Annotated in this window: 11 protein-coding genes; 5 read left to right on the forward strand and 6 right to left on the reverse strand. The window is 71.6% G+C overall.

The window, feature by feature from the left end; translation table 11 throughout:
* The first annotated feature begins 21 nt into the window (after positions 1-21).
* On the forward strand, positions 22-1,278 hold the full coding sequence (locus J2Y46_RS18315; protein ID WP_310244286.1) for an APC family permease: 1,257 nt from the start codon (positions 22-24) through the stop codon (positions 1,276-1,278).
* Here J2Y46_RS18315 and hisS read toward each other — a convergent pair.
* The 3 genes from hisS to nhaA are packed head-to-tail and all read right to left on the reverse strand — an operon-like array spanning position 1,262 to position 4,501.
* The gene (gene hisS / locus J2Y46_RS18320) at positions 1,262-2,533 is read right to left on the reverse strand and encodes a histidine--tRNA ligase (protein WP_310244706.1); all 1,272 of its coding nucleotides are present in this window, start codon (positions 2,531-2,533) and stop codon (positions 1,262-1,264) included. The two genes, J2Y46_RS18315 and hisS, sit on opposite strands and share 17 nt — an antisense overlap.
* Before the next feature lie 31 nt (positions 2,534-2,564).
* Positions 2,565-3,386, reverse strand: coding sequence for a MazG nucleotide pyrophosphohydrolase domain-containing protein (locus J2Y46_RS18325; RefSeq protein WP_310244289.1), 822 nt, complete (start codon positions 3,384-3,386; stop codon positions 2,565-2,567).
* Positions 3,341-4,501 carry a Na+/H+ antiporter NhaA gene (gene nhaA, locus J2Y46_RS18330; protein WP_310244291.1) on the reverse strand — a complete coding sequence of 387 codons (1,161 nt, stop codon included), beginning with the start codon at positions 4,499-4,501 and terminating at the stop codon, positions 3,341-3,343. Before nhaA ends, J2Y46_RS18325 begins: the two co-directional genes overlap by 46 nt.
* Before the next feature lie 174 nt (positions 4,502-4,675).
* On the opposite strand from nhaA, the gene J2Y46_RS18335 reads away from it, so the two are divergent.
* Positions 4,676-7,348 carry a phosphoenolpyruvate carboxylase gene (locus J2Y46_RS18335; protein ID WP_045299793.1) on the forward strand — a complete coding sequence of 891 codons (2,673 nt, stop codon included), beginning with the start codon at positions 4,676-4,678 and terminating at the stop codon, positions 7,346-7,348.
* A 60-nt stretch (positions 7,349-7,408) separates the two neighbouring features.
* Positions 7,409-7,579: a hypothetical protein gene (locus J2Y46_RS18340; RefSeq protein ID WP_157005551.1), complete on the forward strand. Its 171-nt coding sequence runs from the start codon at positions 7,409-7,411 to the stop codon at positions 7,577-7,579.
* A gap of 64 nt (positions 7,580-7,643) precedes the next feature.
* Here the strand turns inward: J2Y46_RS18340 and J2Y46_RS18345 are convergent, their stop codons facing one another.
* Positions 7,644-8,243 carry a gamma carbonic anhydrase family protein gene (locus J2Y46_RS18345; RefSeq protein WP_310244294.1) on the reverse strand — a complete coding sequence of 200 codons (600 nt, stop codon included), beginning with the start codon at positions 8,241-8,243 and terminating at the stop codon, positions 7,644-7,646.
* A gap of 130 nt (positions 8,244-8,373) precedes the next feature.
* On the opposite strand from J2Y46_RS18345, the gene gdhA reads away from it, so the two are divergent.
* The gene (gene gdhA, locus J2Y46_RS18350; RefSeq protein ID WP_310244297.1) at positions 8,374-9,756 is read left to right on the forward strand and encodes an NADP-specific glutamate dehydrogenase; all 1,383 of its coding nucleotides are present in this window, start codon (positions 8,374-8,376) and stop codon (positions 9,754-9,756) included.
* Between the two features lie 104 nt (positions 9,757-9,860).
* Here the strand turns inward: gdhA and mfd are convergent, their stop codons facing one another.
* Positions 9,861-13,487 carry a transcription-repair coupling factor gene (gene mfd / locus J2Y46_RS18355; RefSeq protein ID WP_310244300.1) on the reverse strand — a complete coding sequence of 1,209 codons (3,627 nt, stop codon included), beginning with the start codon at positions 13,485-13,487 and terminating at the stop codon, positions 9,861-9,863.
* 70 nt (positions 13,488-13,557) lie between these two features.
* Between mfd and J2Y46_RS18360 the strand changes: the two genes are divergently transcribed.
* Positions 13,558-14,205, forward strand: a complete 648-nt coding sequence (locus J2Y46_RS18360; protein WP_310244302.1) for a hypothetical protein — start codon at positions 13,558-13,560, stop codon at positions 14,203-14,205.
* 19 nt (positions 14,206-14,224) lie between these two features.
* On the opposite strand, the gene pth is transcribed toward J2Y46_RS18360, so the two are convergent.
* Complete coding sequence (gene pth / locus J2Y46_RS18365) at positions 14,225-14,809, reverse strand: aminoacyl-tRNA hydrolase (RefSeq protein WP_310244305.1); 585 nt, start codon at positions 14,807-14,809, stop codon at positions 14,225-14,227.
* Positions 14,810-14,926: the final 117 nt, after the last annotated feature.

Genomic DNA, 14,926 nt, shown 5'->3' on the forward strand with positions numbered 1-14,926 from the left:
CCCGCGGGCTAGAGTTCGCCCGTGACCTCCCCCGCGCTCCAGCGCCGCCTCGGGCTCGGCGATGCCGTGTTCATCGGCCTCGGCTCGATGGTCGGCGCAGGCGTCTTCGCCGTGTGGGCGCCGGCAGCGGATGCCGCAGGCACCGGTCTGCTCATCGGCCTCGCAATCGCCGCCATCGTCGCGTTCGGCAACGCGACGTCGTCGGCGCAGCTGGCCGCCGCGTACCCGACGTCGGGGGGAACGTATGCGTACGGACGCGCGGAGCTCGGCCCCTGGTGGGGGTTCGTCGCGGGCTGGGGCTTCGTCATCGGCAAGATCGCGAGCTGCGCGGCGATGGCGCTCACCTTCGCCGCGTACGCCGCTCCCGCGGGGTGGGAGCGGCCCGTCGCCGTCGCTGCCGTTGGCCTGCTGACCGCCGTCAACTGGTTCGGCGTCACGCGCACCGCCGGCGCCGCGCGCGTGATCGTCGTGATCTCGCTCGGCGCGCTGGCCGCGGCCATCACCGCAGGCTTCTCGGCGGGCTCCGCCCCGGACTGGTTCACGGCCGAGACGGTATGGGCGGGCGGCGGCTACGGCATCCTGCAGTCCGCCGGTCTGCTGTTCTTCGCGTTCGCCGGATACGCGCGCATCGCCACGATGGGCGAGGAGGTGCGCGATCCGCGCCGTGTGATCCCGCGGGCGATCGTGATCGCGTTCCTCATCGCGCTCGCCGTGTACGCCGTCGTCGCCGTCGCGGTGCTGAGCACGCTCGGGCCGGACGCCGTCGCCTCGTCCACCGCACCGATCGCCGACGCCGCTGCGCAGTCGGGCTGGGCGTGGATCGACGTCGTGGTGCGCATCGGCGCCGCGGCTGCCTCGCTCGGCGCGCTGCTCGCCCTCATCGCGGGAGTCAGCCGCACCGCGTTCGCGATGGCGCGCGAGCGGGATCTCCCGGGCTTCCTCGACGCGGTGCACCCGCGATGGCATGTGCCGCATCGCGCCGAACTCGCCGCGGCGGCGGCCGTCGTGCTGCTCGTGGCGCTCGTCGACCTCCGCGGTGCGATCGGCTTCTCCTCGTTCGGAGTGCTGCTGTACTACTTCGTCGCCAACGTCGCCGCCTTCCGCCAGCGCGGCGACGCGCGGCGCTACCCGGTCGCGCTGCAGATCATCGGCGGGATCGGCTGCCTCGTCCTCGCGGTCACGCTGCCGTGGCAGTCCGTCGTTGCGGGCGTCGTCGTCGTCGCGATCGGCGTCCTGTATCGGGCGCTCCGCCTCCGCGGGCTCAGGCGAGCGGCTTGACCTCGAGCGACGCCGGCGTGGTTCCCTGCGCCACCGTGGCGAACGCGGTGTAGCCGTCGGATGCCGCGCGCTCGAGAAGCGCCTTCAGGTTCTTGGTCCGCTGCTCCAGTCGCACGCGCGAGCCCTCGCGCACGAGCGCGGCCTTGAGCGCGAGGAGCTCCCCCTCGGGCACGTCGCGGTCGTGGACGAGGACGACGGCCGGGGCCGCAGCATCCGTCCGCTCCGACACCAGGTCGACGATGCGCTCGAAGCCGATCGAGAATCCGACGGCGGGGACGTCCTGCCCGAGGAAGCGGCCGATCATGCCGTCGTAGCGGCCCCCGCCGCCGAGGGAGTAGTCGACCGAGGGGTGCGCAAGCTCGAAGATCGTGCCGGTGTAGTAGCCCATTCCACGCACCAGGAACGGATCGAAGACGAGCGGGATGTCGCCCTCGAGCTCGGTCGCCGAGCCGCGCGCCGCGGCCACCGCCGCACCGATGCCGACCAGGTGCGCGACGATGTCGTCAGGCGCGCCGTCGGGCAGTGCCTTGCGGATCTGCCGCTCGCCGTACGGGTTGTACTCGATGGTCGTCGGGCGGCGCAGGAACGCCGCGAACGCGTCGACCGCGCCGGCGGTCGCGCCGCGCTCGCGCAGCTCGGCGACGATGCCGTCGGGACCGAGCTTGTCGAGCTTGTCGATCGTGATGAGCACGCCGGGGCGCTCGTCGGACGTGAAGCCGAAGCTGTCGAGCATCCAGTCGAGGACGCGCCGGTCGTTGATGCGGATGCTGCCGCCCTCGAGCCCGAGCGCGTCGAGGGTGTCGAGCGTGGCCACCGCGAGCTCGGCCTCCGCGCGCGCGGACGCGTCGCCGATGATGTCGATGTCGCACTGCACGAACTGGCGGTAGCGGCCCTTCTGCGGGCGCTCGGCGCGCCAGACGGGCGCGATCTGGATGGAGCGGAACACCGACGGCAGCTGGCCGCGGTTGGTCGCGTAGAACCGGGCGAGCGGCACCGTGAGGTCGTACCGCAGGCCGAGGTCGGTGAGGGCCGCCGGGTCGCCGGCCGCGCCGCGGATCGCGTCGGCGTCGAGACCGCGCTTGAGCACGTTGTAGGCGAGCTTCTCGTTGTCGCCGCCGATGCCCGCGTGCAGCCGCGAGTACTCCTCCATGACGGGCGTCTCGATCTCGTCGAACCCGTGCGCGCGGTAGCGCTCGCGGATGACGGCGAGCACGCTCTCGCGACGGGCCTTTTCAGCGGGGAGGAAGTCGCGCATGCCGCGCGGCGGATTGACGGATGCCACGCACCTATCTTTCCAGGTCCTCCGGGGTGTCTTCGGCGGCACGGATGTCACGAGCGAGCCCGCGCAGGCGCTCGCGCAGCGCGCGCTCCGCATCCCACCCGTTGGCTCGGGCGATCTCGACGAGCGCGAGGAGCGCGTCCCCGAGCTCCGTCTCCGTCGCGGGTTCCCGGCGCCGACCACCGCGAGAATCCATCTGAGCGACGAGACCTTGGGCGTCACCCGTGGTCTCGTCGCCCCGTTGGATTCTCGCGGGGGACGCGGGGGACGCGGGGGACGCGGGGGACGCGGGGGACGCGGGGGACGCGAGGGACGCCTTCGACAGGAGCTTCTGGGCGAGCGCGAGGCTCGGCATCCGTTCGCTCACGCCGTCGAGGACCGAGCGGCGCTGGTGCTTCTCTGCGGCCTTCGCGGCGTTCCAGTGGATGAGCACCTCCTCCGGCGTCGTCGCGACGGCGTCGCCGAAGACATGCGGATGCCGCCGCACCATCTTGTCGGTGAGTCCCCGCGCGACGTCGTCGATGTCGAAGGGGTCGTCGTCGTCGCGTGAGGCGATCTCGGAGTGGAACAGCACCTGCCACAGGAGGTCGCCGAGCTCTTCGCGCAGCTCCTCACGTGAGCCGTCCTCGACCGCGTCGATCAGCTCGGCGCTCTCCTCGACGAGGTACGGCACCAGGGCGCGGTGGTCGATCTGCTGCGTCCAGACGCAGCGGTCGCGCACCGCGCGCATGACGTCGGCCGCCTCGCGGAGCGGATCGGGCGCACCCGGCGAGCGGGGTTCGGTCACGTCGTCACGGATGCTGCCGCCGTCCGGCGTCGATGGTGCCATGCCCGCCACGATACGAGCCCTGCGGCCAGGAGGAGCGAAATCACGGAACCTGCGAGCACACCCAGCGTCGCCTGGTCGCGGTACGCCTCATCGTCGGAGAACGCGAGCTCGGAGAGCAGGAGCGACACCGTGAACCCGATGCCGCCGAGGGCGCCGGCAGCCAACAGGTCCGAGAAGGCGAGCGGCGGCGCGCTCCCCCGGCCCCCGATGCGCAGCGAGATCCACCCGAACAGCGAGATGCCGACGACCTTGCCGACCGGCAGCGCGACGAGCACGCCCCAGAACGCCGGCGACAGCTCGGACAGCGGCACCGACGGGATCGGCACGAGCGCCGCCGAGAACGCGAACACCGGGAGCACGATGACGTTGACCCACGGCTCGAGCTCGTGCCGCACGCGCAGCGCCGGACGCTGCGCCATCGCGAGTCCGAGCGCCACGCCCGCGATCGTGGCGTGCACGCCCGAGAGGTACACCAGCACCCAGGTGGCGATCGCGAGCAGGGTGAGCAGGACGGCGAGCGGCATGCGGGCGCGCGTGTCGAGCTGTCTGCTCAGGATGCCGAACGCGACGACCGCGACCGCGGCTCCTACGAGCGCGGCGACGTTCACCCCGGTCGTGAAGAGCACCGCGATGAACACGATCCCGACGATGTCGTCGAGGATCGCGAGCGCGAGGAGGAACACCCGCAGCGCCGACGGCAGCCCCCGGCCGAACACCGCAAGCACTCCGAGCGCGAACGCGATATCGGTCGCGGTCGGGATCGGCCAGCCCGCCGTGGCGCCCGATCCCCACGCCATCGCGGCATAGATCGCGATCGGGATCAGCACGCCCCCGGCGGCCGCGATCGCGGGCTGCAGAGCCTTTCGCGCCGAGTTGAGCTGCCCGGCGGTGAGCTCGTACTGCAGCTCGACCGCGACGACGAAGAAGAAGACCGCGAGCAGTCCGTCCTTGATCCAGTGGGAGAGGCTGAGCTCGAACACGCCCGGGATGCCGAGGTGGGCGTGCATCGCGTCATCGACGGCAGGGCCCCACGCCGAGTTGGCGACGAACAGGCCGAGACCTGCCGCGACGAGCAGGATGATCGCGGGAAAACGAGCGGAGCGGAGAAGCGACATCTGGCCTCCGGGAGGGGATCGCGGGTCGACGAGGACGTGCCGACCAGACTTCCCGGCGCTCCACGGTCAGTGTAGCGAGCCGACTTGCGGCATCGCCGAGCGGGGCGCCCCGACCGATCGTCACACAGCGTCGACCGTCACTTCGGGGAAACACCGCGCCGTTAGCCTGGAGAGATGCGTGAACTCACCCACACCGAAGCGATCGACCTCGTCGGGCGGTACGAGGCGGAGCAGGCGATCCCCGAGCAGATGCGCGGCGACGTCCGCATGCTCGGGACACTTCTCGGTCAGGTGCTGCGCGAGAGCGGTTCGCCGGGACTGTACGAGGACGTGGAGCGTCTGCGCACGGCGACGATCCAGGCGTACACCGACGAGACGCCGGAGGCCTTCGCCCGCGCAGCCGCCATCGCCGACTCGTTCACGATCGCCCGCGCCGACGAGGTCGCCCGGGCGTTCACCGCGTACTTCCACCTCGTGAACCTCGCCGAGGAGCACCAGCGCGTTCGCGTGCTGCGCGAGCGCGACGGGCGCCCCGACCGCGAGCAGGCGACCGACTCGGTCGCCGCGGCGTTCGTGCGCCTGGCTGCCGAGGTCGGCGACGACACGGCCCTGAAACGCCTCCAGGGCATGCGGTTCCACCCGGTGTTCACCGCCCACCCGACCGAGGCTCGTCGCCGCGCGGTGTCGACCAGCATCCGCCGCCTCGCGACCCTCCTCGAGGAGCACGACGCGTCGCTGCGCGGCGGCGCGGACGAGCGCCGTGCCGAGCGCCGCATGCTCGAGGAGATCGACACGCTGTGGCGCACCGCGCCGCTGCGGCCCGAGAAGCCGGCCCCCACCGACGAGGTGCGCGCGGTCATGGCCGTGTTCGACGACACGCTCTACACGGCGGTCCCCCACGTGTACCGCCGCGTCGACGACGCCCTGCAGGGCCCCGCCGCCGGCGGCCGTGCGCCGGTCGTGCGCCCGTTCGTGCGCGTCGGCTCGTGGGTCGGCGGCGACCGTGACGGAAACCCGTTCGTCACGGCGTCCGTCACCCGCAAGGCCTCCGCGATCGCGAGCGAGCACGTGCTCATCGGCCTGGCGCGCACCACCAGCCGTATCGGGCGCACGATGACGCTCGACGCCTCGACCACGCCGCCGAGCGATGCCCTCCTCGCGCTGTGGCGGCGCCTCAAGGCGGCCGACGAGGACGCCGCGAAGGACATCGCCAAGCGCTCCCCCGACGAGCCGCACCGGCGCATCCTGCTGCTGATCGCCCGCAAGATCGAGGCGACCCGCGCGCGCAACGCCGACCTCGCGTACCGCGACCCCGAGCACCTTCTGGCCGACCTGCGCGTGGTGCAGGAATCGCTCGTGCAGGCCGGGGCCCCGCGTCAGGCATACGGCCACCTGCAGCAGCTGCTGTGGCAGGTCGAGACCTACGGCTTCCACCTCACCGAGCTGGAGGTGCGCCAGCACTCGGCCGTGCACGCCAAGGTGCTCGCCGAACTCGAATCGGGCGCGCCGCGCAGCGAGCTCGCCGAAGAGGTGCTCGACGTCATCCGCACCGTCGGGTTCCTGCAGGAGCGCTACGGCCCGCGCGCCGCCGGTCGCTACATCGTGTCGTTCACGCAGTCCGCTGAAGACCTCGCCAACGTGCACAAGCTCGCCGCCTACGCGGTCGGCCCCGACGGCACGCCGCCCGTGCTCGACGTCATCCCGCTGTTCGAGACGTTCGCCGACCTGCAGGCCGCGCCCCGCATCCTCGCCGAGATCGTCGAGCACCCCGAGTTCGCCGCGCGCCTGGAGGCCACCGGCCGTCGCCTGGAGGTCATGCTCGGCTACTCGGACTCCTCGAAGGACGTCGGCCCCGTCGCCGCCAACCTCGCGCTGTACGAGGCGCAGGCGAAGATCGCCGCGTGGGCTGACGAGAACGGCATCGAGCTCACCCTCTTCCACGGCCGCGGCGGCGCCCTCGGGCGCGGCGGCGGCCCCGCGAACTCCGCGATCATGGCGCAGCCGCCGCACTCCGTCGACGGCCGGTTCAAGCTCACCGAGCAGGGCGAGGTCATCTTCGCCCGCTACGGCGACCCCGCCATCGCCATGCGCCACATCGACCAGGTCGCCGCGGCGATCCTGCTCGCATCGTCGCCGTCCAACGAAGAGCGCAATCGCGCCGCGGCGGCGAGGTACGCCGACGTGGCCGCGACGATGGATGCAGCCTCCCGCGAGCGTTTCTTCTCGCTCGTGAAGGCGCCCGGCTTCGCGCCGTGGTTCGCCCGGGTGACGCCGATGGAGGAGATCGGCCTGCTCGCCCTCGGCTCGCGACCGGCCCGCCGCGGTCTGTCGGTCGAGTCCCTCGAGGACCTCCGCGCCATCCCGTGGGTGTTCGCGTGGACGCAGGCGCGCATCAACCTGGCCGGCTGGTTCGGCCTGGGAACGGCGCTGCAGGCCGTCGGTGACGAGCCGCTGCTGCAGCGGGCGTACCAGGAATGGCCGCTGTTTCGCACGCTCATCGACAACGTCGCCATGAGCCTCGCCAAGACCGACGACCGCATCGCGCTGCACTACCTCGAGCTCGGCGACCGCGACGACCTCGCGGCGCTCGTGCGCGACGAGATGCACCTCACGCGCGACTGGGTGATCCGCATCACCGGCGGCACCGAGCTGCTGGGCAACAAGCCGGTGCTCCAGCGCGCCGTCAAGATGCGCAGCCCGTACGTCGACGCGCTCTCGCTGCTGCAGCTGCGGGCGCTGCGGGCGCTGCGGGAGGCTCCGGAGGGCGCTCCGGTCGATCCCGAACTGCAGCGCCTGCTGCTGCTCTCGGTCTCGGGTGTCGCGGCCGGACTGCAGAACACCGGCTGACCCGGACGCCGCCGCGCGTCGCAACCGGGATCGCCGAGACCCCGGCGTACCGTGGCGCGCATGGCACGGATCGTCGTCGCCGAAGTCTGCCCCTGGTGCGGGTCGCTCGATGTGCGGGCGAGCGAACCACGGTGGTTCCGGATCGAGTGGGAGCGTCGAGGCCACCTCGACGACGGCTCGGTCGACCACCTCGAGTTCCGCTGCCGCGACTGCGGCCTCGCCTGGGACTGACGTCGAAGATCCACGGATGCTGCGGCCCGCGGCATCCGTGATCCTCGTCGTCCGGGCGGGCGGGTCAGTCGAGCCGGCGGTCGTCGGCGTGGCGCGCGAGGCTGCGGCCGTAGCGTTCGGTGAGCTGCACCATGAGGTCGGGGGTCTCGCGGTCGAGGCCGAACACGTAGCCGGGGAAGTCGAGCTCGCGCTGTGCGGCCCAGATCTCCTCGTGGCGGTCGGGCGGCAGGATCTGCACCGGGTCGCCGACGGCCACCCAGCCGATCGGCACCGTCGACTCGGCGGGGAGCGTCGTGCGCAGGTGCACGACGGCGTTGATGCGCACTTCGCTGCGGGCACCGATGTGCGCGCCGTTGAACACGCGCGTGCCGGTCGCCAGGAAGACCTCCTCCTCGACGACGGCGCCCGAGATGCTCGCCATCGGGCCGACCAGCACATGGTCGGCGATGTGCACCGGGTTGGTCGCGGTGGCACGCACGAGCGCGTTCTCCATCACGATGACGTTCGCGCCGAGGGTGATGGCGCCGCCCTCGGCCGTGATCACCGCGCCGTGCAGGATCTGGCAGTCGGCGCCGATCTCGACATCGCCGCTGATCACCGCGGTCGCCGCCACGACCGCGTCGGGATGGATGCGGGGCTGTGCCCCGAGGTGCTCGAACCGCATCGTTCCTGTCTCCCGCCTTCGTGGATGGGGCCCAGCGTAGCCCGCCGTCACACGTCCGATCGACGCCCCGACCGTGGATAGGGTGAAGGAGCGCCACCCCCGCGCACCGCTCCACCCCGAAAGCTCCACCATGCCCTCTGCGCCCTCGACCGCGTCCGCCACCGGATCCCTCACCTCGGCGGAATCCATCCGGCTCGTCCTCGACACCGTCGAGGCCCGCAATCCGAACGAACCCGAGTTCCTGCAGGCCGTGCACGAGGTGCTGGAGTCGATCTCGCCGGTGCTCGAGGCGCACCCGCAGTTCGTCGACGGCGGCATCCTGGAACGGCTCGTCGAGCCCGAGCGCCAGATCCTGTTCCGCGTGCCGTGGGTCGACGACGCCGGAGGCCTGCAGGTCAACCGCGGCTTCCGCGTGCAGTTCTCGTCGGTGCTCGGCCCGTACAAGGGCGGCCTCCGCTTCCACCCGTCGGTGAACCTCTCGATCATCAAGTTCCTCGGCTTCGAGCAGATCTTCAAGAACGCGCTCACCGGCCAGGGCATCGGCGGCGCCAAGGGCGGCAGCGACTTCGACCCGCACGGCCGCTCGAACGCCGAGATCATGCGGTTCTGCCAGTCGTTCATGAACGAGCTCTACCGCCACCTCGGCGAGCACACCGACGTGCCCGCCGGCGACATCGGCGTGGGAGCCCGCGAGATCGGGTACCTGTTCGGCCAGTACCGCAAGGTCACCAACCGCCACGAGTCCGGCATGTTCACCGGCAAGGGCGTGCAGTGGGGCGGCGCCGAGGTGCGCACCGAGGCGACCGGCTACGGCGCCGTGTTCTTCGTCGAGGAGATGCTCGGCGTCCACGGCGAGACGCTGCGCGGCAAGCGCGTGGGCGTCTCGGGATCGGGCAACGTCGCGATCTACGCCATCGACAAGGCGCGCCAGCTCGGCGCGACGGCGGTCACGGCATCCGACTCGTCCGGCTACGTCGTCGACGACGCCGGCATCGACGTCGACCTCCTCCGCCAGATCAAGGAGGTCGAGCGCGCCCGCATCTCCGAGTACGCCGCCCGTCGACCCGGCGCCCGCTACGTCGAGGGCGCGCGCCCGTGGGAGGTGCCCGTCGACGTCGCGATCCCCTCCGCGACCCAGAACGAGCTCGACGCCGACGACGCCCGTGCCCTCATCGCGAACGGCCTGCGCGCGGTCGCCGAGGGCGCGAACATGCCGACGACCCCCGAGGCGATCGAGCTGTTCCAGTCTGCCGGCGTGCTGTTCGGTCCGGGCAAGGCGGCGAATGCCGGCGGCGTCGCCACCTCGGCGCTCGAGATGAGCCAGAACGCCGCGCGTCAGCGCTGGAGCTTCGACGACAGCGAGGCCAAGCTCCGCGCGATCATGGCCGACGTGCACGCCGCAGCCTTCCAGGCCGCCGAGCGCTACGGCCGCCCCGGCGACTACGTCGTCGGCGCGAACTCCGCGGGGTTCGAGCGCGTCGCGCACGCGATGCTCGCACAGGGCGTCATCTGACCCTCCGCATGCGCTCCGAGATCAGGAGATCTGCGCACGGCGGGACGATCGCACACGAATCGTCCTGCCCCCGCCGGATCTCCTGATCTCGAGGAGAGCCCGGCTCAGCCTGCGGCGGCGGCAGCGGCATCCGCCTCGGTCTTCTTCTCGGGCCACAGCTGCTCGATCAGCTGCGCCACCCACGCGATGATCTCGTCGTCGCCCAGCGGTTCGCCGCCCGCCGACGGCAGCGGCACGACCATCGCCTCTCCCCCGGCGACGACCTTCGCCTTGGGGTGCAGGCGCTGCAGGCGCACGCGCATCGAGTCGGGAAGGTTCGCGGGTGCGATGCGCAGGTTCGGGCCCATCGCGACGACATCCGCCAGCCCGGCCTGCCCCGCCCTGCGCCGCAGGCGCGCGACCGCGAGCAGCCCCTCGACCTCCGACGGCGGCTCGCCGTAACGGTCGGTGAGCTCCTCGATGACGAGGCCGATCGCCTCGGGCGCCGCGGTGACGGATGCCGCGGCCGAGAGCTTCTGATAGGCCTCGAGACGCAGCCGCTCGCTGTCGATGTACGACTCGGGGATGCGCGCCTGCACCGGCAGCTCGAGCCGGAGCTCGGTCGGGCCCTCGGTCTCCTCGCCGCGGAACGTCGCAACGGCCTCGCCGATCATGCGCAAGTACAGGTCGAAGCCGACCCCGGCGATGTGGCCGGCCTGCTCGGCACCGAGAAGGTTTCCGGCGCCCCGGATCTCGAGGTCCTTCAGCGCCACCTGCATGCCGGACCCGAGGTCGTTGTTGACGGCGATCGTCTCGAGGCGGTCGGCCGCCGTCTCCGACAGCGGCTTCATGTCGTCGTACAGGAAGTACGCGTACGCGCGCTCGCGCGCGCGGCCCACCCGGCCGCGCAGCTGGTGCAGCTGGCTGAGGCCGTACTTGTCGGCGCGATCGATGATGATCGTGTTCGCGTTCGAGATGTCGAGACCGGTCTCGACGATCGTCGTGCAGACCAGGACGTCGGAGCGACGCTCCCAGAACGCGTCGACGACCTCCTCGAGCGCGTGCTCCCCCATCTGGCCGTGAGCCACCGCGATGCGCGCCTCGGGCACGAGCTCGGCGAGCTCGGCGGCGACCCGCTGGATCGACTGCACGCGATTGTGCACGTAGAACACCTGGCCTTCGCGCAGCAGCTCGCGGCGGATGGCGGCGGCGATCTGCTTGTCGTTGCGGGGGCCGACGTACGACAGGATCGGATGCCGATCCTCCGGTGGCGTCTGCAGGGTCGACATCTCGCGGATGCCGGTGACCGCCATCTCGAGGGTGCGCGGGATCGGCGTCGCGCTCATGGCGAGGATGTCGACGTTGGTCTTGAGCTTCTTCAGCTGGTCTTTGTGCTCGACGCCGAACCGCTGCTCCTCGTCGATGATCATGAGGCCGAGGTCCTTGAAGATCACCTTCTCCGTGAGGATGCGGTGCGTGCCGATGACCATGTCGACGGTGCCGTCGGTGAGCCCGGCGAGCACTTCGCGCGCCTGCTTGTCGGTCTGGAACCGCGAGAGCGCCTTGACCTTGACGGGGAAGCCGGCGAAGCGCTCGGTGAAAGTCTCGAGGTGCTGCTTGACGAGCAGTGTCGTCGGCACGAGCATCGCGACCTGCTTGCCGTCCTGGATCGCCTTGAACGCGGCGCGCACGGCGACCTCGGTCTTGCCGAAGCCGACGTCGCCAGACAGGAGCCGGTCCATCGGGATCGGCTTCTCCATGTCGGCCTTGATCTCGTCGATCGTCTGCAGCTGGTCGGGCGTCTCCGCGAACGGGAACGCCTCTTCGAGCTCGCGCTGCCAGGGCGTGTCAGGTCCGAAGGCGTGCCCCTTCGAGGCCATGCGCGCCGAGTAGAGCTTGACGAGCTCGACCGCGATGTCGCGTACTGCGCGGCGCGCCTTGCTCTTGGCCTGGGCCCAGTCGCTGCCGCCCATCTTGGAGAGGCTCGGCGCTTCGCCGCCGACGTAGCGCGACAGCAGATCGAGCTGGTCGGTCGGCACGAAGAGCTTGTCGCCGGGGTATCCGCGTTTGGAGGGCGCGTACTCGAGCACGAGGTACTCGCGCACGCTCTTCACCGCGTTGCGGCCGCCGCTGGACACCTCGCGCTGGGTGAGCTCGACGAACTTGCCGATGCCGTGCGTCGCGTGCACGACGTAGTCGCCGGCCTTCAGCTGCAGCGGATCGACGACGGCCTTGCGCCGCGATGCGAGCTTCTTCACGACGCGCGAGTCGCCGCCGATCGTGCGCCCGTAGAACTCGGACTCGGTGAGCACGGCGAGCTTCGCGTCGGCGGACTCGAACCCGCGCTCCAGTGCGCTGAGCACCACATGCGCGACGCCGGGCTCGGGCGCGTGCATCACCTCGTCGACCTTGCGCGCCGCAATGCCGCGCTCGGCGAGCACATCGCGGGCGCGCTCCACGAGTCCGGCTCCGGATGCTGCCACGACGACCCGCCAGCCGTCCGCGAGCAGTGCGCCCACGTGGTCGGTGGCGCCTTCGACGTTGCCCTGGAACGAGGGCACGGCCGCACCGGCAACCCGAATGGCGGCGGCGGCCTCGAGCGCGACGTCGATGTCGTCGTCGATGAGACCTTCCGCGGCGGCATCCGCGTGTCCGGAGTCGAACGCGCTGAGCGTCCACCAGACGCCGCTGCGATCGCGGGCCGCCTCGCGGAGCTCGGGCAGGGTCAGGAAGTCCCCGGCACCCAGGTCGATCGGGGTGCTCGCACCGGCGGTCGCGGCGCTCCACGCCGCATCGAGGAACTCGCGGTTGGTCTCGCCGAGGGTGATCGCACGCGTCACCGCGCGCTCGGGGTCGACCAGGGCGACCGCGGAGCCCTCGGGCAGATAGTCGACGAGGGTCACGAGGCGGTCGACGACGGCAGGCAGCAGCGACTCCATGCCCTCGACGGGGATGCCCTCCGACATCTTCTCGAGCATGCCCTTGAGGCCGGGGAACTCGTCCTTGAGCTGACGGGCGCGGCCGCGGACGGCCTCTGTCAGCAGCAGCTCGCGACTGGGCAGGAGGGTGACCTCGCGCACCTCGCCGGGGAGCGACCGCTGGTCCGCAACCGAGAACGCCCTCATCTCGTCGACCTCGTCGCCGAAGAACTCGACGCGGTACGGATGCGGCGCGGTCGGCGGGAAGACGTCGAGGATGCCGCCGCGCACGGCGAACTCGCCACGCCGCGACACCATATCGACGCGGTGATAGGCGAGCTCGACGAGGCGCGTCGACACGTCGCCGAGGTCGTGGCCACGGCCCCCCACGACGAGTTCGATCGGATCCACCGAGGTCAGGCCCGCGGCAAGGGGCTGGATCGCGCCGCGCACCGACGCCGTGATGACCAGCGGCGTCGCGGCATCCCAGCGCGCGATGCGCGTGAGGATGTCGAGGCGCGCACCGACCGTCTCGGCACTCGGGCTGAGGCGCTCATGCGGCAGTGTCTCCCACGCGGGGAAATGCACCACCTCGGCACCGGGCAGCAGCGCGCCCAGCGCGGGACCGAGCGACTCGGCTCGTCGCCCCGTCGGTGCGACGAGCAGCACGATCGGCGGCTTGCCCGCGGCACGGCGACGCTCGAGCAGAGCCGCGAGGAGGGGAGCGTCGAGTCCTTCGACGAGCGAGAAGTCGGCATCGACGGATGCCGCGGCCAGCGCGTCCCGGAAAGGCTCAGCCTGTTCGAGGGCGCGCACGATCCCGGGAACTGTCACCGGACGAGTCTACGACCCGCCACGGACACGGGGATCCGCCGTGGACCGGGCCCGCTCCTAGGATGAGGCTGTGAGCCAGCCCGACACACCCCAGAACCCGCCTGCTCAGCCCGCGGAGTGGGCGCCGCCGTCGGCCGCGCCGTTCGGGACGCCGACCGGCGAAGCCCCCGCCCCGGGGTATCCGGGTGCCGCGGCGGCGACCCCGCAGGGATGGGCGACTCCCCCGGCGGGCGCGTACGCACCGCCTCCCGGATACGCGCCCCCCGCGGGCTATCCGGTGCCGCCGGCCGCAGCATCCGTCATCGCGTACGGTGCTCCCGCTCCCGTCAAGCGCAGCGGCGCACTCGGGATCGTCGCGCTCGCGCTCGCACTCGTCGCCACGATCGGCGCGAGCCTGCTGGCCGCGATCGCAAGCTTCAACATCGGGCTCGGCGCCGGCCGCGAGATCTCGTCACGGCCGTTCACCGGCGACTTCGACTGGTCGGTCCTGACGCCCGTGCGCGACTGGGTGCTGATGGGCGAGGTCTCGTTCTGGGTCGGCACCGCGATCGGTGTGTGGGCTCTCGTACAGGGGATCATCGCGGTCGTGAAGGGACGCGGCCGCGGTGTCGGCATCGCTGCCGTCGTGGTCGCCGCACTCGGTCCCGTCGCCTTCGCCGCCGTGGTGCAGGGCTTCCTCACCGCAGGCCTCGCCGCCGGAACCGGCATCGGCGGCTGACCTTGAAGGACGCCCCCGTCTAGAGGCGGGGCGCGTGGTGCTTCTGCTGGGTGGCGAGCAGGCCCTCGGCCACCAGCTGCTCGACCGCGTCGGCGGCGTCGCCGACCAGGATCGGAAGGTTCTTCCGCTCGGTGGCGCCGAACGGGTCCAGTACCCAGTCGGCGGCGTCCTGGCGTCCGGGAGGCCGGCCGATGCCGACGCGCACGCGCGGGAACTCCGGTGTGTCGAGGGCCTTCGCCACGTCGCGCACGCCGTTGTGACCGCCGTGGCCGCCGCCGACCTTCAGCTTGATCGTGTCGAACGGGATGTCGAGCTCGTCGTGCACGACCACGACGTGGTCGGCGTCGATGCCGTAGAACTTCGCGAGCCCCGCCACGGGTCCACCCGAGACGTTCATGAAGGTGTTGGGCTTGGCGAGGATGAGCTTGGGTCCGCCGGGGCGCAGCCACGTCTCGACGACGCGGGCGTTCGCCTTGTGAGCTTTGAACGATTCGCTGCGCCGGCCGGCGAGCTCGTCGACGACCAGCTGCCCCACGTTGTGCCGCGTGAGCTCGTAGCGGGGGCCGGGGTTGCCGAGCCCCACGATCAGCCACGTGTCTGCCATGTCATCCATCCTGCCCGAGCCCGCGCCGCGTCGTCGGCGCGGACCCCTCGGCAAAAGCAGCGAGGGGGTGCGGCACCCGCCGCACCCCCTCGCCGGAAACGATCCGATCGCTCGGCG

It is taken from the genome of Microbacterium sp. BE35 (genome assembly GCF_031457705.1).
Lineage (GTDB): Bacteria > Actinomycetota > Actinomycetes > Actinomycetales > Microbacteriaceae > Microbacterium > Microbacterium trichothecenolyticum.

Bases quoted from the DNA above. Each gene is read 5' to 3' on its own strand.
- nhaA (WP_310244291.1), bottom strand. From the start codon at position 4,501: ATGTCGCTTCTCCGCTCCGCTCGTTTTCCCGCGATCATCCTGCTCGTC.
- pth (WP_310244305.1), bottom strand. From the start codon at position 14,809: ATGGCAGACACGTGGCTGATCGTGGGGCTCGGCAACCCCGGCCCCCGC.
- J2Y46_RS18345 (WP_310244294.1), bottom strand. From the start codon at position 8,243: ATGCGGTTCGAGCACCTCGGGGCACAGCCCCGCATCCATCCCGACGCG.
- J2Y46_RS18325 (WP_310244289.1), bottom strand. From the start codon at position 3,386: ATGGCACCATCGACGCCGGACGGCGGCAGCATCCGTGACGACGTGACC.
- J2Y46_RS18335 (WP_045299793.1), top strand. From the start codon at position 4,676: ATGCGTGAACTCACCCACACCGAAGCGATCGACCTCGTCGGGCGGTAC.
- gdhA (WP_310244297.1), top strand. From the start codon at position 8,374: ATGCCCTCTGCGCCCTCGACCGCGTCCGCCACCGGATCCCTCACCTCG.
- J2Y46_RS18340 (WP_157005551.1), top strand. From the start codon at position 7,409: ATGGCACGGATCGTCGTCGCCGAAGTCTGCCCCTGGTGCGGGTCGCTC.
- hisS (WP_310244706.1), bottom strand. From the start codon at position 2,533: ATGCGCGACTTCCTCCCCGCTGAAAAGGCCCGTCGCGAGAGCGTGCTC.